The 14485-nt window shown below is 62.9% G+C and carries 12 protein-coding genes; 7 read left to right on the top strand and 5 right to left on the bottom strand.

All coding sequences use genetic code 11. The annotated features are described in order from the left end of the window. Positions 1–29 precede the first annotated feature (29 nt). The 5 genes from ileS (at position 30) to IF10I1_RS21095 (ending at position 7373) form a co-directional block, all read left to right on the top strand. Positions 30–3008, top strand: coding sequence for an isoleucine--tRNA ligase (gene ileS, locus IF10I1_RS21075; protein WP_186393164.1), 2979 nt, complete (start codon positions 30–32; stop codon positions 3006–3008). 98 nt (positions 3009–3106) lie between these two features. Then, positions 3107–3601, top strand: a complete 495-nt coding sequence (gene lspA / locus IF10I1_RS21080) for a signal peptidase II (RefSeq protein WP_082205841.1) — start codon at positions 3107–3109, stop codon at positions 3599–3601. Between the two features lie 77 nt (positions 3602–3678). Further along, the gene (locus IF10I1_RS21085; RefSeq protein ID WP_208977301.1) at positions 3679–4413 is read left to right on the top strand and encodes a hypothetical protein; all 735 of its coding nucleotides are present in this window, start codon (positions 3679–3681) and stop codon (positions 4411–4413) included. Between the two features lie 180 nt (positions 4414–4593). Continuing rightward, on the top strand, positions 4594–6006 hold the full coding sequence (locus IF10I1_RS21090) for a pitrilysin family protein (RefSeq protein WP_186393163.1): 1413 nt from the start codon (positions 4594–4596) through the stop codon (positions 6004–6006). Positions 6007–6035: 29 nt separating this feature from the next. Beyond that, positions 6036–7373, top strand: a complete 1338-nt coding sequence (locus IF10I1_RS21095) for a pitrilysin family protein (protein WP_186393162.1) — start codon at positions 6036–6038, stop codon at positions 7371–7373. A gap of 424 nt (positions 7374–7797) precedes the next feature. Here the strand turns inward: IF10I1_RS21095 and IF10I1_RS21100 are convergent, their stop codons facing one another. Together IF10I1_RS21100 and IF10I1_RS21105 are read right to left on the bottom strand one after the other, a co-directional pair. Further along, positions 7798–8088 carry a GIY-YIG nuclease family protein gene (locus IF10I1_RS21100; RefSeq protein ID WP_186393161.1) on the bottom strand — a complete coding sequence of 97 codons (291 nt, stop codon included), beginning with the start codon at positions 8086–8088 and terminating at the stop codon, positions 7798–7800. A gap of 149 nt (positions 8089–8237) precedes the next feature. Continuing rightward, complete coding sequence (locus IF10I1_RS21105; protein WP_186415255.1) at positions 8238–9449, bottom strand: PLP-dependent aminotransferase family protein; 1212 nt, start codon at positions 9447–9449, stop codon at positions 8238–8240. A 230-nt stretch (positions 9450–9679) separates the two neighbouring features. Between IF10I1_RS21105 and moaB the strand changes: the two genes are divergently transcribed. After that, positions 9680–10237 carry a molybdenum cofactor biosynthesis protein B gene (gene moaB / locus IF10I1_RS21110; protein WP_186415256.1) on the top strand — a complete coding sequence of 186 codons (558 nt, stop codon included), beginning with the start codon at positions 9680–9682 and terminating at the stop codon, positions 10235–10237. Positions 10238–10244: 7 nt separating this feature from the next. Here moaB and IF10I1_RS21115 read toward each other — a convergent pair whose 3' ends face one another. Both IF10I1_RS21115 and IF10I1_RS21120 read right to left on the bottom strand, forming a co-directional pair. Beyond that, positions 10245–11720 (bottom strand): NAD(P)/FAD-dependent oxidoreductase, encoded by a 1476-nt coding sequence (locus tag IF10I1_RS21115; RefSeq protein ID WP_186415257.1) that lies wholly within the window; start codon positions 11718–11720, stop codon positions 10245–10247. Positions 11721–11802: 82 nt separating this feature from the next. Then, positions 11803–12303 carry a cupin domain-containing protein gene (locus tag IF10I1_RS21120; RefSeq protein ID WP_163001204.1) on the bottom strand — a complete coding sequence of 167 codons (501 nt, stop codon included), beginning with the start codon at positions 12301–12303 and terminating at the stop codon, positions 11803–11805. 283 nt (positions 12304–12586) lie between these two features. Between IF10I1_RS21120 and IF10I1_RS21125 the strand changes: the two genes are divergently transcribed. Next, on the top strand, positions 12587–13609 hold the full coding sequence (locus tag IF10I1_RS21125) for an AraC family transcriptional regulator (RefSeq protein ID WP_186415258.1): 1023 nt from the start codon (positions 12587–12589) through the stop codon (positions 13607–13609). A gap of 45 nt (positions 13610–13654) precedes the next feature. Here IF10I1_RS21125 and IF10I1_RS21130 read toward each other — a convergent pair whose 3' ends face one another. Next, positions 13655–14428: a DUF4344 domain-containing metallopeptidase gene (locus IF10I1_RS21130; protein WP_186415259.1), complete on the bottom strand. Its 774-nt coding sequence runs from the start codon at positions 14426–14428 to the stop codon at positions 13655–13657. Positions 14429–14485 lie beyond the last annotated feature (57 nt).

A 14485-nucleotide genomic window follows, 5' to 3' on the forward strand; every position in this document is an offset into this window, starting at 1 on the left:
CCCTTCCTGATTTTTGCGGATTGCATGCAATGACCGAAACGACTGCCCGTGACTATTCCACGACGCTGAACCTGCCCGAGACCGATTTCCCGATGCGCGCCGGCCTGCCGCAGAAGGAGCCGGAAATCATCGCGCGCTGGAAGGCGATGGACCTTTACAAGCGCCTGCGCGCCGCCTCTGCCGGCCGCCGCAAGTTCCTGCTGCATGATGGCCCTCCCTATGCCAACGGCAACATCCACATCGGCCACGCGCTGAACAAGACGCTGAAGGACATCGTTACCCGCTCCATGCAGATGATGGGTTTCGACAGCAACTATGTTCCGGGCTGGGACTGCCACGGCCTGCCGATCGAGTGGAAGATCGAGGAAGAGAACTACCGCTCCAAGGGCAAGCAGAAGCCTGACCTGAAGAACTCCGCCGCGATGATCGCCTTCCGCCAGGAATGCCGCAGCTATGCGGAGCACTGGGTCGGCATCCAGCGTGAGGAATTCCGCCGCCTCGGCCTCGAAGGCGACTGGGAGAACCCGTATCTGACCATGAATTTCGAAGCCGAAGCGGTGATCGCTTCCGAGCTGATGAAATTCGCCACCTCCGGCCAGCTCTACCGCGGCTCCAAGCCGGTGATGTGGTCCGTCGTCGAGAATACCGCGCTGGCCGAAGCCGAGATCGAGTATCAGGACTATCAGTCCGACATGATCTGGGTGAAGTTCCCGGTGATCGAGGCCGGCAGCCTGGACGAGGCTGCTGCCGAAGACCTGCTGGACGCCGCCGTTGTCATCTGGACGACAACCCCCTGGACCCTCCCCGGCAACCGCGCCATCTCCTATTCTTCGGCCATCTCCTACGGCCTTTATGAGGTGACGCAGGGCGGCCTTGCCGATGACAACTGGGTGCAGAAGGGCGACAAGCTGATCCTTGCGGACAAGCTGGCCGCCGATGTCTTCAAGAACGCCCGCATCACGGATTTCACGCTTGTCCGGCCGGTCACTGCCGACGAACTGGCAGCCATGACCTGCGCCCATCCCTACCGGGATCTGGAGCTTGGCGGCTATCAGTTCGATGTGCCGCTGCTCGATGGTGATCACGTCACCGATGACGCCGGTACGGGCTTTGTCCACACCGCGCCCAGTCACGGCGCTGACGACTTCGAGATCTGGATCGCCAAGCGCGCCGAACTGGAAGAGCGCGGCATCGAGACGGCCATCCCCTTCACCGTCGCCGATGACGGCTTCTACACCAAGGATGCGCCGGGCTTTGAGGGCCATCAGGTCATCACCCACAAGGGTGAGAAGGGCACGGCCAACAAGGCCAATATCGAGAAGCTGAAGGAAGCGGGCGCGCTGATCGGCCTTGGCCGGCTCAAGCACCAGTATCCGCATTCCTGGCGCTCGAAGAAGCCGGTGATCTTCCGCAACACGCCGCAGTGGTTCGTCTACATGGACCGCGCACTGGACGGCCCGGGCGACACGCTGCGCAGCCGCGCGCTGAAGGCCATCGACGAAACCCGCTTCGTGCCCGCCTCCGGCCAGAACCGCCTGCGTTCCATGATCGCGGGCCGCCCGGACTGGGTGCTCTCGCGCCAGCGCGCCTGGGGCGTGCCGATCACCGTGTTCATCCACAAGGACACGGCGGAAGTGCTGAAGGACGAAGCCGTCAATGCCCGCATCTTCGAGGCCTTCAAGGCGGAAGGCGCGGATGTGTGGTTCGCCGAAGGCGCCAAGGAGCGGTTCCTGGGTGCGGACTACAAGGCCGATGAGTGGGTCAAGGTCGACGACATCCTCGATGTCTGGTTCGACAGCGGCTCCACCCATGCCTTCTGCCTGGAGAAGCGCCCCGATCTCAGCCCGAAGCGCAAGGTTGATGGCGGCGAGGACTACGTTCTCTATCTCGAGGGCTCGGACCAGCATCGCGGCTGGTTCCATTCCTCGCTGCTGGAAAGCTGCGGCACCCGTGGCCACGCGCCTTATGACGCAGTGCTGACCCACGGCTTCACCATGGCCGAGGACGGGCGCAAGATGTCCAAGTCCCTGGGCAATCAGGTGTTCCCGCAGGACGTGATCAAGCAGTATGGCGCCGACATCCTGCGCCTGTGGGTGGCCTCCGGCGACTATGCCGAAGACCAGCGCATCGGGCCGGAGATCCTCAAGACCTCGGTGGACAGCTACCGCAAGCTGCGCAACACCCTGCGCTGGATGCTGGGCACCCTGGCCCATGCCACCGGCGAGGAAATCGCGCTCAAGGACATGCCGGAGCTGGAGCAGCTGATGCTGCACCGCCTCGCCGAGCTGGATGCCCTCGTGCGCAAGGGCTACGAGGACTTCGACTACAAGAAGGTCTTCCACCACCTCTTCACCTTCATGACGGTGGAGCTGTCGGCCTTCTATTTCGACGTGCGCAAGGACACGCTCTACTGCGACCCGGCCTCTTCGGTGCGCCGCAAGGCCGCCCTGCAGGTGGTGGAGCAGCTGTTCACCTGCCTCGTCACCTGGATGGCGCCGATGCTGCCCTTCACCATGGAGGAAAGCTGGCTGGCCCGTCATCCGGGCGAGGACAGCTCGGTGCATCTGCAGCAGTTCCCCGCCGTTCCGGCAGAGTGGCGCAATGAAGCGCTGGCGGCCAAGTGGGAGAAGATCCGCGAAGTCCGCCGCGTCATCACCGGCGCGCTCGAAATCGAGCGCCGCGAGAAGCGCATCGGCTCGTCGCTGGAGGCCCATCCGGTGGTGCATGTCACCGACGCAGAGCTGATGGCAGCCCTTGCCGGTACGGACATGGCGGATGTGTGCATCACCAGCCAGCTCACGCTCACCGGTGAAGCGGCTCCCGAAGGCGCCTTCACGCTCGATGACGTGAAGGGCGTGGCCGTGGTGCCGGGCCTTGCACAGGGCACGAAATGCGCCCGCTCGTGGAAGATCCTGCCCGAGGTGGGTTCGGATCCGGACTATCCGGACGTGACCCTCCGCGATGCAGCAGCCCTGCGTGAATGGGACGCAGCCCACAAGGCAGCCTGACGGTTGCTTCAGTTGGAAACGGTGAAGGACGAAGCATGAGCAAGGTGGCTCCCCCGTCAGGTTTTACCCGCAGATGGCTGTGGGGGCCGCTCAGCCGGATGGTGGCGGTGATTGCCGCCATCATCTTTGCCGCCGATCAGGTGAGCAAGCTCTGGCTGCTGTTCGTCTATGACCTGCCCCGGCAGGGCAACATGGATCTGCTGCCGTTCCTGGAGCTCGTCACCGTCTGGAACCGGGGCATTTCCTACGGGCTTTTGCAGCAGGAAACGGATCTGGGCCGCTGGGCCCTGGCCATCTTCACCGTTCTGGCAGCCATTGCGCTGTGGGTCTGGGCGGTGCGCAGCACCAGCAAGTTTGCCGGAGTGAGCCTGGCGCTGATCATCGGCGGCGCGCTTGGCAATGGGGTTGACCGTTTCGCCTATGGCGCGGTCTATGACTTTCTCCACATCCACTTCGGCAGCTTCTCGTGGTATGTCTTCAACATTGCGGATGCTGCAATCGTTGCCGGAGTGGCTGCTCTCCTGTATGACGGTTGGCGAGGAAGCCCCAATAAAGCCTCAAAGGGCGGTTCTAAAGGCCGCAAAGCGGGATAATTGGGACAGCGAGTGCGAGCGGGCAGGCCTGAAGCCGCCTTTGCAGCCTTGCGCTCACAGGAAACGGGATAGGTTACGTGCGGTTCAAGTTTTCTCTGGCAAGTTCCCGGACCGTAAGCCTCGGCGGGCTGCGTGGTGTCGTATCTGCTGTCATGCTGGGCGCTCTGGCGGCTGGCTGCGTGACAAACTCCTATGGCGAGCAGGAAGCCGTCGACAAGGTCGCCGTCCGCAAGATCATGGAAGGCATTGGCGCGGTTGATCCGCAGGCCAAGCCGATCGAGTACAAGCCGCGTGCGCCGCTGGCCATGCCGGCCAAGCTGGACCAGTTGCCTCAGCCTGAAAAGCCGGTGACCGAGACAGCGGCCAACTGGCCGACGAAGGAAGACAAGTCGCTTCAGGATGTGCGCGCTGTCTATGCACAGCCCGGACGCGGCAGCGATGGTGAATTGCTGACCCCCGAACAGATGCGCGGCGTGCAGATCAACGGTGCACAGCGCCAGGCCAAGACCGCAGCCGATGTGCGCGATGGCGAAATCATGGACGGCGCCCGCATGACGCCGGCTGAAATGAAGAAGCAGAGCCAGGGCCCGCTGACGCGTGTCGACACGTCTGATCTGTTTGGTCCCGATGGCAAGCCGGTCCGCCGCTATCTGGTGGAGCCGCCGATCGCCTATTCGACGCCTGCCGGCAATGCACCGCTGGCGATGCCGAACGACCGCCAGCAGATCCAGGACCGCAAGCAGCTGGAAATGGATGGCGGCCGCATCAAGCCGAATTGCACCCCCACAGCCAAAGAGACCTGCGTCTACTGATGCAGCCACCCTTGCAGGACTGTTCGACGGCGGCCACTGGCCGCCGTTTCTGTTTGGCATCTCCCTACATGACGAAAATTTAAGGCACCGGAGCCACGCCAGCGCCTATATTGCAGGCGACGCATTGCTCTGGCGGCGCGACCGGATTCGCGCCCTGTTCCATTCCGGGAGATCCCCAAGATGACACTTCCCGCTGCGAGACGGCGCGGCCTTCTCTTTGCCACGGCGCTGTCCTGCCTTGTTTTGGGCTCCGGCCTGTCGCTTGCCCAGACTGCGGCCGAAGCGCCGCCGGTCATTGCGCCGAACCTGTCCAGCTTCACGCTGGACAACGGCCTTGAGGTGGTGGTGATCCCCGATCACCGCGCCCCCGTGGTCACCCACATGATCTGGTACAAGACGGGCGCTGCCGATGAGCCGGCGGGCCAGTCCGGTGTTGCCCACTTCCTTGAGCACCTGATGTTCAAGGGAACAAAGGACAATCCGGACGGCATCTTTTCCAAGATCGTCTCCGATATCGGCGGCCAGGAAAATGCCTTCACCAGCAACGACTACACCGCCTATTTCCAGCGCGTGGCCAAGGAGCACCTGCCGCGCATGATGGAACTGGAAGCGGACCGGATGCAGAATCTCGTCCTCACCGACGAAGTGATCAAGCCGGAACAGCAGGTGGTGCTGGAAGAGCGGCGCATGCGCGTCGATGCCGATCCCTCCTCGCGTCTGCAGGAGACGCTTTCCGCCATCACCTATGTGAACCATCCTTACGGATCGCCGGTGATCGGCTGGCAGAGCGAGATAGAGGCGCTGAACCACGACGCCATCATCTCCTTCTATGACCGTTTCTACACGCCCAACAATGCCGTTCTTGTGGTGGCGGGCGATGTGGAAGAGGCCGATGTGCGCAAGCTTGCCGAGGAAACCTATGGCAAGCTGCCACGCCGGGCCGAGCCGGGTCCGCGCATCCGCCCTGCCGAACCTCCGCTGAACGGCAAGCGCAGCGTGCATCTGGAGGACGAGCGCGTCCGTCAGCCTTCCGTCTCCGAAAGCTGGCTGGTGCCGAGCCAGGCGACCGGCAAGGACCGCGAACCGGAAGCCTTTGAACTGCTGGCCCAGATTCTCACCGGCGGCCCGTCCAGCCGCCTCTACAAGGAAGCGGTTCTGGAGAAACAGGTGGCCATCGGCGTCGGCGCCTATTATCTCGACACCTCGCTCGATACGACCCGCTTCATCGTCTATGGCTCCCCACGCGGCGATGGCACGCTCACGGGGCTGCAGGAGATCTTCGAGCGCACGATCCGGGACATTGCCGAGAATGGCGTCACGGAGGCGGAACTGGCGCGGGCCAAACACTCGCTCACGTCCTCCGCGATTTATGCGCAGGACAGTCAGGTCACCCTCGCCCGCCTCTTCGGCGCCGCGCTGACCAGCGGCCAGACCATCGAGGATGTGCAGACCTGGCCCGCCCAGATCGAAGCGGTCACTCCGGCTGATATCCAGAAGGTGGCGCAGGATTATCTGCTGAAGGATCCGGTCACCGGCTATCTCACCGCCCCCGGCCAGTCGCCGGATGGCGCTGTCAGCGACCAGAAGTCCTGATGTGGCCCGTTAAACGAGGAAACACGCGCATGACGCAGTTTTTTGCTCCTACCCGTTTTGCACGGGCCCATTTCACCCGGGCTGTTGCCGGCATTGGCCTGCTGATGCTTGGCGCCCTGCCAGCCGGAGCCACGACCATCGAGAAGGTCGTCAGCCCCGGCGGCATTGAGGCCTGGCTGGTGCAGGATGAAACCCTGCCGATGATCTCCATGAACTTTGCCTTCGACGGGGGTTCTGCCCAGGACCCGGACGGCAAGGAAGGGCTGACCAATCTTCTGGCCAGCACCATGGATGAAGGCGCCGGTGATCTGGACAGCGAAGCCTTTCAGGGCAAGCTGGAAGAACTCGCAGTGTCCATCCGCTTCAACGCGGGCAAGGACCAGCTGTTCGGCACCCTGCGCACGCTGACCGGCACGCGGGACGAAGCCTTCGATCTGCTGCGCCTTGCCGTCAACGAGCCGCGCTTTGACGAAAAGCCGGTGGAACGCGTGAAGGCGCAGATCCTGGCGGGCCTGCGCCAGCAGCAGGAAGATCCTGACGCAATTGCCTCGGAAGCCTTCCGCAATGCTGCCTTTGGCGGCCACCCCTATGGCAAGCCGGGGGATGGCATCGTGGAAACAGTGGAGAAGCTCGCCCCGGCCGATCTGAAGACCATGCACGGGGACCTTCTCTCCCGCCACAAACTCGCCATCGGCGTTGTCGGTGCCATTGATGCAAAGACGCTGGCACCGCTCTTGGACGAGGTTTTCGGCAAGCTTCCGGAAAAGCACAAGCTGCCTGAAGTTGTGGACGTGGAGCCCAAGACGGGCGAGCGCATCTCCCGCACTCTGGACGTGCCGCAGACCACGATCCTCATCGGCCTGCCGGGCCTGAAGCGGGACGACCCGGACTATCAGGCAGCCTTCGTGATGAACCACATTCTGGGCGGCGGCACCTTCACGTCCTGGCTGTTCGAGGAAGTGCGCGAGAAGCGCGGCCTCTCCTATGGTGTCGGCTCTGATCTGGCTCCGGACGACCATTCCGCCCTTCTGGTTGCATCTGCTGCAACACGGGCTGACCGGGCGGACGAGACCATCAGCATCATTGAGGAGCAGTTCAAGCGCATGGCGGAACAGGGGCCCACACAGGAAGAGCTGGACAAGGCCAAGAGCTTCCTTACCGGCTCCTACGCCCTGCGCTTCGACACTTCGGGCAAGATCGCAGCCCAGCTGGTGGCCCTGAAACTGGCGGACCTCGGCATCGACTATTTCGACCGCCGCAATGCGGAGATCGAGGCGGTCACCCTCGAAGACGTCCAGCGCATCGCCAAACGCCTTCTGGAAGGCAAGACGCCGCTGATCGTCACCGTCGGCCCGCAGGCCAGCTGACTTTCAGCGATGGATGAGTGAATGCCCAAGGGGCGGCCATCTGGCTGCCCTTTGGTGTTTTTTGGGGTGGGCATCAGAAACCTTCAGCAAGCCCCACTTGCTCAAGTCTCCAAGCCTTCGTCATGCCGTGCCTCGTGCATACGGGCAGACCTTCAACTCGCAAGCCAAAACCGCTGAGCACAAGCGGAAAGGCAAGGGAGTGGATGCCATGATCAAGTCATGGCATGACGGAGTGAATATAACACTTCTGGAATTATTATTTCATAATAATCGAAAATAATAAAACCCCTGCAAGCAATCAACTCGCTCAAAACTCAAAATATTCGTCATGCCATGACTTGATCATGGCATCCACGCCGTGCCCAATCCACGCGATTTGCCCCTCAAGTCAACGGTACAGTCCCCGTCGAATAACCTTGCAGCCTCATGCATTCAGGAACCGGCCAAGATCATACCATTCGGGATTTGTGGCTTCGATCAGTTCGACTTTCCAGGCTCGCGGCCAGCTCTTGATCGCCTTTTCGCGGGCAATCGCTTCCTCCGCCGTCCCATGCGGCTCATACCAGACGAGACGCTGAACCGAGTACCGGGCCGTGAAGCGGGAACCGGCTCCACTCTGATGCTCATGCAGTCTTCGGATCAGATCGTTGGTCACGCCGGTATAAACCGTCCCATTCTTGCGGCCAGCGAGGATGTAGACCCAGTAGCAGCGCATGCTCTCCGGGACGCTCCCAATGCGAACTGCAATCAGAACGAGCGTAATATCCATACCGCATCAATTCAAGCAGAAGGGCATATCGCCATTCCTGCAATAAAAAAGGCGGCCCGCAGACCGCCCTTTCTTCCATTACAAAGCCTGAGCCCTCAAGCTTCCGAGATCAGCTTGCCCAGGCGGGAGATGCCTTCCTCGATCATGGCTTCGTTGGAGCTGGAGAAGCTGAGGCGCAGGGTGTTGGCGCCGGAGCCATCGGCAAAGAAGGCCTTGCCGGGCACGAAGGCGACCTTGACCGTTTCCAGCGAACGGGCGAGCAGGCCCGCGCCGTCCAGCCCCTCGGGCAAGGTGACCCAGACGAACATGCCACCATCCGGGCGTGACCAGCTGCAACCCTGCGGCATATGGCGGCTGAGCGCATCCAGCATGCAGTCGCGGCGCGCCTGATAGGCCTTGCGGATCGTGGCCACTTGCGTGTCGAAATAGCGCTCCGCCACATCGGCCAGCACCATCTGGTTGATGGTGGACGTGTTGAGGTCTGCCGCCTGCTTCATCAGCACCAGACGGCTGATGACGGGAGCCGCGGCGCAGATCCAGCCCACACGCAGGCCCGGAGACAGCGTCTTGGAGAAGCTGCCGCAATAGATGGTGCGCGCTGCATCAATGTGGCCGCAGCGGGCAATGTCGAGCGCCAGCATCGGCGGCACCGGCTCGCCGTCATAACGCAGCGACTGGTAGGCGGCATCCTCGATCACCGGAATGTCCAGTTCGCCCGCCAGATCAAGGATGCGCTCGCGCGTCTGCCGGTCCAGCGTCTCGCCCGTGGGGTTGGCGAAATCGGCGGAAGCATAAGCGAATTTCACCGCGCCGCCCCGCTCCTGTGCAGCCTTGACGAAGTCCTCCGCCGGGCGGTTGCCGAGCGGGATCAGGCGGTCATAATGCGGTTCATAGGCGTTGAAGGCCTGCAGTGCGCCCAGATAGGTCGGCCAGTTGACCAGCGCCGTGTCACCCGGCGAAAGCAGCAGCTTGCCGAGGTAATCCAGCCCCTGCTGGGAGCCGGAGGTGATGATGATGTTTTCCACCTGGCAGGTGACGCCAAGGCTGGCCATGTAGCCCACCAGCCACTTGCGCAGGGCCAGATTGCCCTCGCTGACCGAATATTGCAGCGCCGTGTTTGCGCCTTCGCTGGTCAGCACACGGGCATAGCTTTCAGCAAATACGTCCTTGGGGAAGAGAGCCGGGTCAGGAATGCCGCCTGCGAAGGAAATGATGTCGGGGCGGTCAAGCAGTTTCAGAAGCTCACGGATTTCCGAAGCGCGCATCCGTTTCGAGCGCGTCGCGAACACATGTTCCCAGTCCAGCATGGGGGTCTCTTCCCGGCGTTCTGCGGGCCTTGGAATCCGGCCCGTCTGATCACGTGACAGAACCACAGGCGTTCAAAAACGTCAATATTGCTTACCTATAAGCAGCAAAAATTCTTCTCATGCCCTGCTGACGCAATTTTGTTGATGGCAAGCCCACCCATGACCCGTCTGGCGCAGATGCCCCGGACGCCCTATCTGTCGCAGCAGATCAAGATCGCAAGGACCAAGCCATGAGCCGCATCGACGACAGCCGCCCCTTCATCCCTCTGCGCATTGCGGTGCTGACCGTTTCGGACACGCGGCAGCTGGAGGATGACCGCTCCGGCACGGTGCTGGTGGAGCGGATTGCGGGCGCTGGCCACACGCTGGCGGACCGGCGCATCGTGCCCGATGACGTGGAACAGATCCGGGAAGCCGTGGGCGGCTGGATTTCGGACAGCACCGTGGATGTGGTGATCACCACCGGCGGCACAGGCTTCACCGGGCGCGATGTGACACCGGAGGCCCTTGAGCCGCTGTTCGAGAAGCGGATGGAAGGCTTCTCCTATGTCTTCCACCGCATTTCCTATGAGAAGATCGGCACCTCGACCGTGCAGTCACGGGCGACAGCGGGCGTTGCGGGCGCGACCTATATCTTCGTGCTGCCGGGCTCACCGGGCGCCTGCAAGGATGCCTGGGACGGCATTCTCAAGTGGCAGCTCGACTACCGCCACATGCCCTGCAATTTCGTCGAGATCATGCCGCGCCTCGATGAGCATCTGAAGCGCGGCAAGCTGCAGCAGGCCTGACGCCGCTTCAAGCTTCCAGACTGTAGGCCGGAACGGTGGAGAGATAACTGCTGTAGGCATCCGCATCCGGCGGCAGGAAGACTTCCGCCAGCGGGTTGGCGCGCCTGCGCTGCGCCGCCCCCATGTCTGCCAGCAGATCATCGAGATGGCGGAAGTGATAAGGCGCAGAGCACAGCCCGCCATAGCCCTTGGCCGCAGGGCGCACCGTTCTGCGCCATTCCAGATGCCGGTCAATCCAGCCGTTCATCTCACGGTCTGAGGGCTGATGAGCCAGCTTGCCATCGGCATAGCGCACCAGCCAGCGGGCCGCCATGTCGCTGGTCAGCACCGTGGCGAAGGAGGAGTTGAAGCCGACAAAGCCCAGATCGGGCACATCCGGGTTCACCGCCAGCCGGTACAGCCTGTACTGCCCGTCCGGCTCCACCAGCTTCTGGCGCACCTCTTGCGGCAGGAAGGGCACGCCCATCTTCCAACCGACGGCCAGAAGGACAACATCCGCCGGCAGACGGTCTCCGGCCGACAGGATCACCGTTCCCGGCTCGTATCCCGCAATCGTACCCTGAATGGCCTTGATCCGCCCATCCTTCAGCATCGGGTAGAAGCCTTCCGTCGCCAGAGACAGGCCGCAGGCAATGCCGTTCTCGATCGGCTGCTTTGGCCGCATGCCAAGCTTCTTCAGCCCGAACTGCATGGTCAGCAGGCTTTCCAGCGCCCGCCAGTTGGCCCAGACCAGCGGTTTGGTCAGCGCATGGCGCAGCTTTTCGCCCCAGGACATTTCCCAGCCGGGGAACATCCCCTCCGAGGCGCGGCAATAGAGGATGCGCTTGAAGTTGATCAGCCCTGCGAAGTGATAGGGCACCCGCCAGACCGGCTCCAGATAGACGATGGTGACAGATGCCGCACCCTGCTGCACCGCATTGACCGCCACATCGGTGGCCGACTTGGAGAAGCCAAGGATCACCACCTTGCGGCCTCTCACCAGAGCCGGGTCGGTGTATTCGCTGGAATGCAGGATCTGCCCGCCGCCTGCCCTGAATTCATCCATGCCCGGATGCACCAGCTCGTTGCGGTCGCTGAAGACGCCGCTGGCGATGGTGACGAAATCATAGCCGGTGCGGCCCTCGCCTGTTTCCACCCACCAGCCGCCGCCATCCCGCCGGGACAGACCGGTGACGCTGGTGTTGAACCGGATCAGCGGCAGCAGCGCCTTCTCTCTGGCATAGCTTTCCAGATAGGCATGCACCTGCGCCCCGGACGGCCACTCCGGATACCCCTCCGGCATGGCAGCATCGGTGTAGCGGTAAAGATCCTTCGGGCTCTGGGTGCGGATGCCCGGATAGGAGCGGTGCGGCGCCCAGACGCCGCCAAGCTCGTGGCTGCGCTCCAGCACGGTCACCGCATGCCCCTGCTCCTGAAAGGCATGCGCGGCGGCAAGCCCGCTCACGCCCGCGCCGATGACGCAGACCTGTTTGCGTTTGGTCATGATCGAAATCTCCTGTCCCGCACGGCGGGCCGGACTGCTCCGGCCGCACCGGACGCCTGATTTTTCACGTTGGCGGGGGCCGTCAGATCTTCAGGGTTAGCGGATCGAAGGTCATTTCATCCGGGCGCAGGAAGTGAACCTCTCTCAGGGCTGAGCGGCGCACCACTTCAGCCGGATCACCCACATTGTGCAGATTGTCGAAGAGCTCGCGCAGGCGCCGGGCAGGCGACACCCAGAAGATGGCGCGGGTGGGCTTGCCGGTGAGATTGTAATAGCCGTGCGGAATGCCCATCGGCATGCGCACCACATCGCCCGCATTGGCAACATGGTGCTCGCCGCCCAGATAAAGATCGAAACGGCCTTCCAGCACATAGATGAATTCATCCTGCGTCGGATGGACATGCGGCGGCACGAAGGTGCCGGGCGGGTCCAGCGTTTCAAAGGAAAAACAGGCCTCGCCCTCGGATTTCATCCAGTAGGTATGGCCGAGAATGCTCCACTCCACCTCATCAAGGCCGGTTCCGGCGCGGGTGATGCCGGGTTCCGTGTTCACTTGAACCATGTTCGCAATGGCGGTCTTCATGCTGGTTCTCTCCGTCCTGGCCCGTTGCGGGCGCGCTGTTCTCCTCTGGCCGGGCGGCACTTGTAACGGGGTCCTGCCCCGTGCCTGTCTCCGGCCTGTCCCTACGAGACGCGCTTCTGCCCCCTCCCGTCTATCCGCTGGGCGAAAGGCTTCATGCGCTGCGCGAAAAACCGCCGTTTACCGCTTTCCTTCGCCGGCTGTCCGGTGTTAGCATTTGTACTGACTGGTCCAGCAATGAGCGAAAAAAGCCGAGGGGACGGGCCAGAGAACGCTGGTGCAAACCATGCAGATGCAAGCGATCCAGATGCCACTTTCCGGCCACGCCCGGGTGGCGACGCAGGACGTGGACCAGGCAGCGGAGGAGGTCGGGCGGATTTTCTGCTCCCATCGCCTGCGTCCGCGCGATCATGGACGTGACTTCTTCGCCTGCCACAACAGCCGCGCCTTTTCCGGCGGCTCCATCAACTATGTTGCCTATGGCGGCGAGGTGGAGATTGATCCGGGCTGTCTGGAGCGGTTCTTTCTGGTGCAGATTCCGCTGACCAGTGGTGCGGAAGTGTGCATCGGCAGCCAGATGGTCACAACCGGGGCCGCACGCGCGGCCTCCGTTCTCTCCCCCACCCGGCCCAGCCTGATGCGCTGGAAGGCCAGCTGCGGGCAGGTGATCCTCAAGCTGGAGCGGCAGGCGGTGGAGGACATGTTCGCCGCGCTGACGGGGAGCGAGGCGCAGGAAATCGTCTTTGATCCGCAGCTGCGGCTCGACAGCGAGCCGGGGCGGACGCTGGGGGCGCAAATCCTTGCGCTGGCCCGGCTGGCTGACCAGATCCCCCGCGGTGATCCGGCCGGAGCAGAGGCGCTGAACCGGCTGGGCTGGTCCACCACCCATGCGCTGCTGTGGACCCATGCAGGCACGGCGCGGGACAGGCTTTGCGCCACGCCTCAGGACATCGCGGGCGCCGGGCACAAAGTGTCGCGGGCGCTCGACTACATCGATGCCCATCTGGCAGATCCCATTGACTTCGCTGAGCTGGCCAGCGCCTGCGGCTACAGCCTGCGCGCCTTGCAGCTCGCCTTTCAGGCCGAGCGGGGCCAGACGATATCGCAGGCGCTTCAGGAGCGGCGGCTCAGCATGCTGCGCCAGCACCTGATGGCCGCGCGCGGCCGCAGGGATGGAACGGCCAATATCACCACGCTGATGCAGGCCTGCGGGCTGCAGCATGCCGGTCGGGCTGCCGGTGCCTACCGGGACCTGTTCGGCGAGACACCCGCTGAAACCCTGCGGGCACTGCGCAAAAGCATCATCTGAAAAGCTGTGCCAGCAGCGTGAGACGCGTGCCAGAGAGCGCGGGCGTCACTCCCCGGTGCCGGCTGTTTCGTCCTGTGTCTCATCAGGGGCCTCGTCCCACATCCGGCCCAGGTCCTCGGCATATTCGGTGCAGACGACAATCGCCTTTTCGCCCGGGTAGTAGAAGGCATTGGCCTCACCGCACTCCTCGATCCGCACTCGCACCGTCACCGGCAGGCTGAAAAGCGCGTTGAGATCCTTGATTTCCGACGCAACCAACGAGCGGGCCGGCTCGCCGCCCTTTCCCGGCACGAGCACCAGTTTGCCTTTGTTCCCGGATGTCTTCCCGATTGTGTCCAGGGCCCTGCCCCAGGAGGAAGCCATCAGTTCCCATTCATCGGGACAGTCTTCCATCCGCTCCTCGGGCAATTCCAGCTCACGCGCCACCTCGGCGCGCTCATCCGGATTGGCGCCGTAGAAGTGGCAGACAAGCATGTAGTAGCGCTGAAGGTCCGTTCCGTGCTGGCCGTGATAGACCGGCCCATCGCCTTCCCGCTCCGCCTCGTCATGGGCCAGACTGTAGGCATAGGCCGTATCATAGACGATCGTGACCGCCGCATCCTCTTCCCACAGCTGATGGATCAGCAGCGTGGCCAGAGCGTCGGCCGCATCTTCCTCGCGCCCCAGAACCGGCAGCTTCAGCACATCCACAAGGGCATGGCCGAATTCGTGGTAAAGTGTTGAAATGATGTTGGACTGGATGAAGCTGTCGCGTGCCTCATCTCCGCGTGCCGCAGCCAAGCCGAGAGCAAAGGCGAGCGCAAATGCAATGAGCCTCATTCGAGCATAGAACTCCGGCGTTGAGCTGGTGCCACATTCCCGTCAATCACATATCCG

The sequence above is a fragment of the Pannonibacter sp. I15F10I1 genome (assembly GCF_900185665.1).
Classification (GTDB): domain Bacteria; phylum Pseudomonadota; class Alphaproteobacteria; order Rhizobiales; family Stappiaceae; genus Pannonibacter; species Pannonibacter indicus.

Bases quoted from the DNA above. Each gene is read 5' to 3' on its own strand.
- IF10I1_RS21115 (WP_186415257.1), bottom strand. From the start codon at position 11,720: ATGACCAAACGCAAACAGGTCTGCGTCATCGGCGCGGGCGTGAGCGGG.
- IF10I1_RS21130 (WP_186415259.1), bottom strand. From the start codon at position 14,428: ATGAGGCTCATTGCATTTGCGCTCGCCTTTGCTCTCGGCTTGGCTGCG.
- moaB (WP_186415256.1), top strand. From the start codon at position 9,680: ATGAGCCGCATCGACGACAGCCGCCCCTTCATCCCTCTGCGCATTGCG.
- IF10I1_RS21090 (WP_186393163.1), top strand. From the start codon at position 4,594: ATGACACTTCCCGCTGCGAGACGGCGCGGCCTTCTCTTTGCCACGGCG.
- IF10I1_RS21105 (WP_186415255.1), bottom strand. From the start codon at position 9,449: ATGCTGGACTGGGAACATGTGTTCGCGACGCGCTCGAAACGGATGCGC.
- IF10I1_RS21095 (WP_186393162.1), top strand. From the start codon at position 6,036: ATGACGCAGTTTTTTGCTCCTACCCGTTTTGCACGGGCCCATTTCACC.
- lspA (WP_082205841.1), top strand. From the start codon at position 3,107: ATGGTGGCGGTGATTGCCGCCATCATCTTTGCCGCCGATCAGGTGAGC.
- ileS (WP_186393164.1), top strand. From the start codon at position 30: ATGACCGAAACGACTGCCCGTGACTATTCCACGACGCTGAACCTGCCC.
- IF10I1_RS21120 (WP_163001204.1), bottom strand. From the start codon at position 12,303: ATGAAGACCGCCATTGCGAACATGGTTCAAGTGAACACGGAACCCGGC.
- IF10I1_RS21100 (WP_186393161.1), bottom strand. From the start codon at position 8,088: ATGCGCTGCTACTGGGTCTACATCCTCGCTGGCCGCAAGAATGGGACG.
- IF10I1_RS21125 (WP_186415258.1), top strand. From the start codon at position 12,587: ATGCAGATGCAAGCGATCCAGATGCCACTTTCCGGCCACGCCCGGGTG.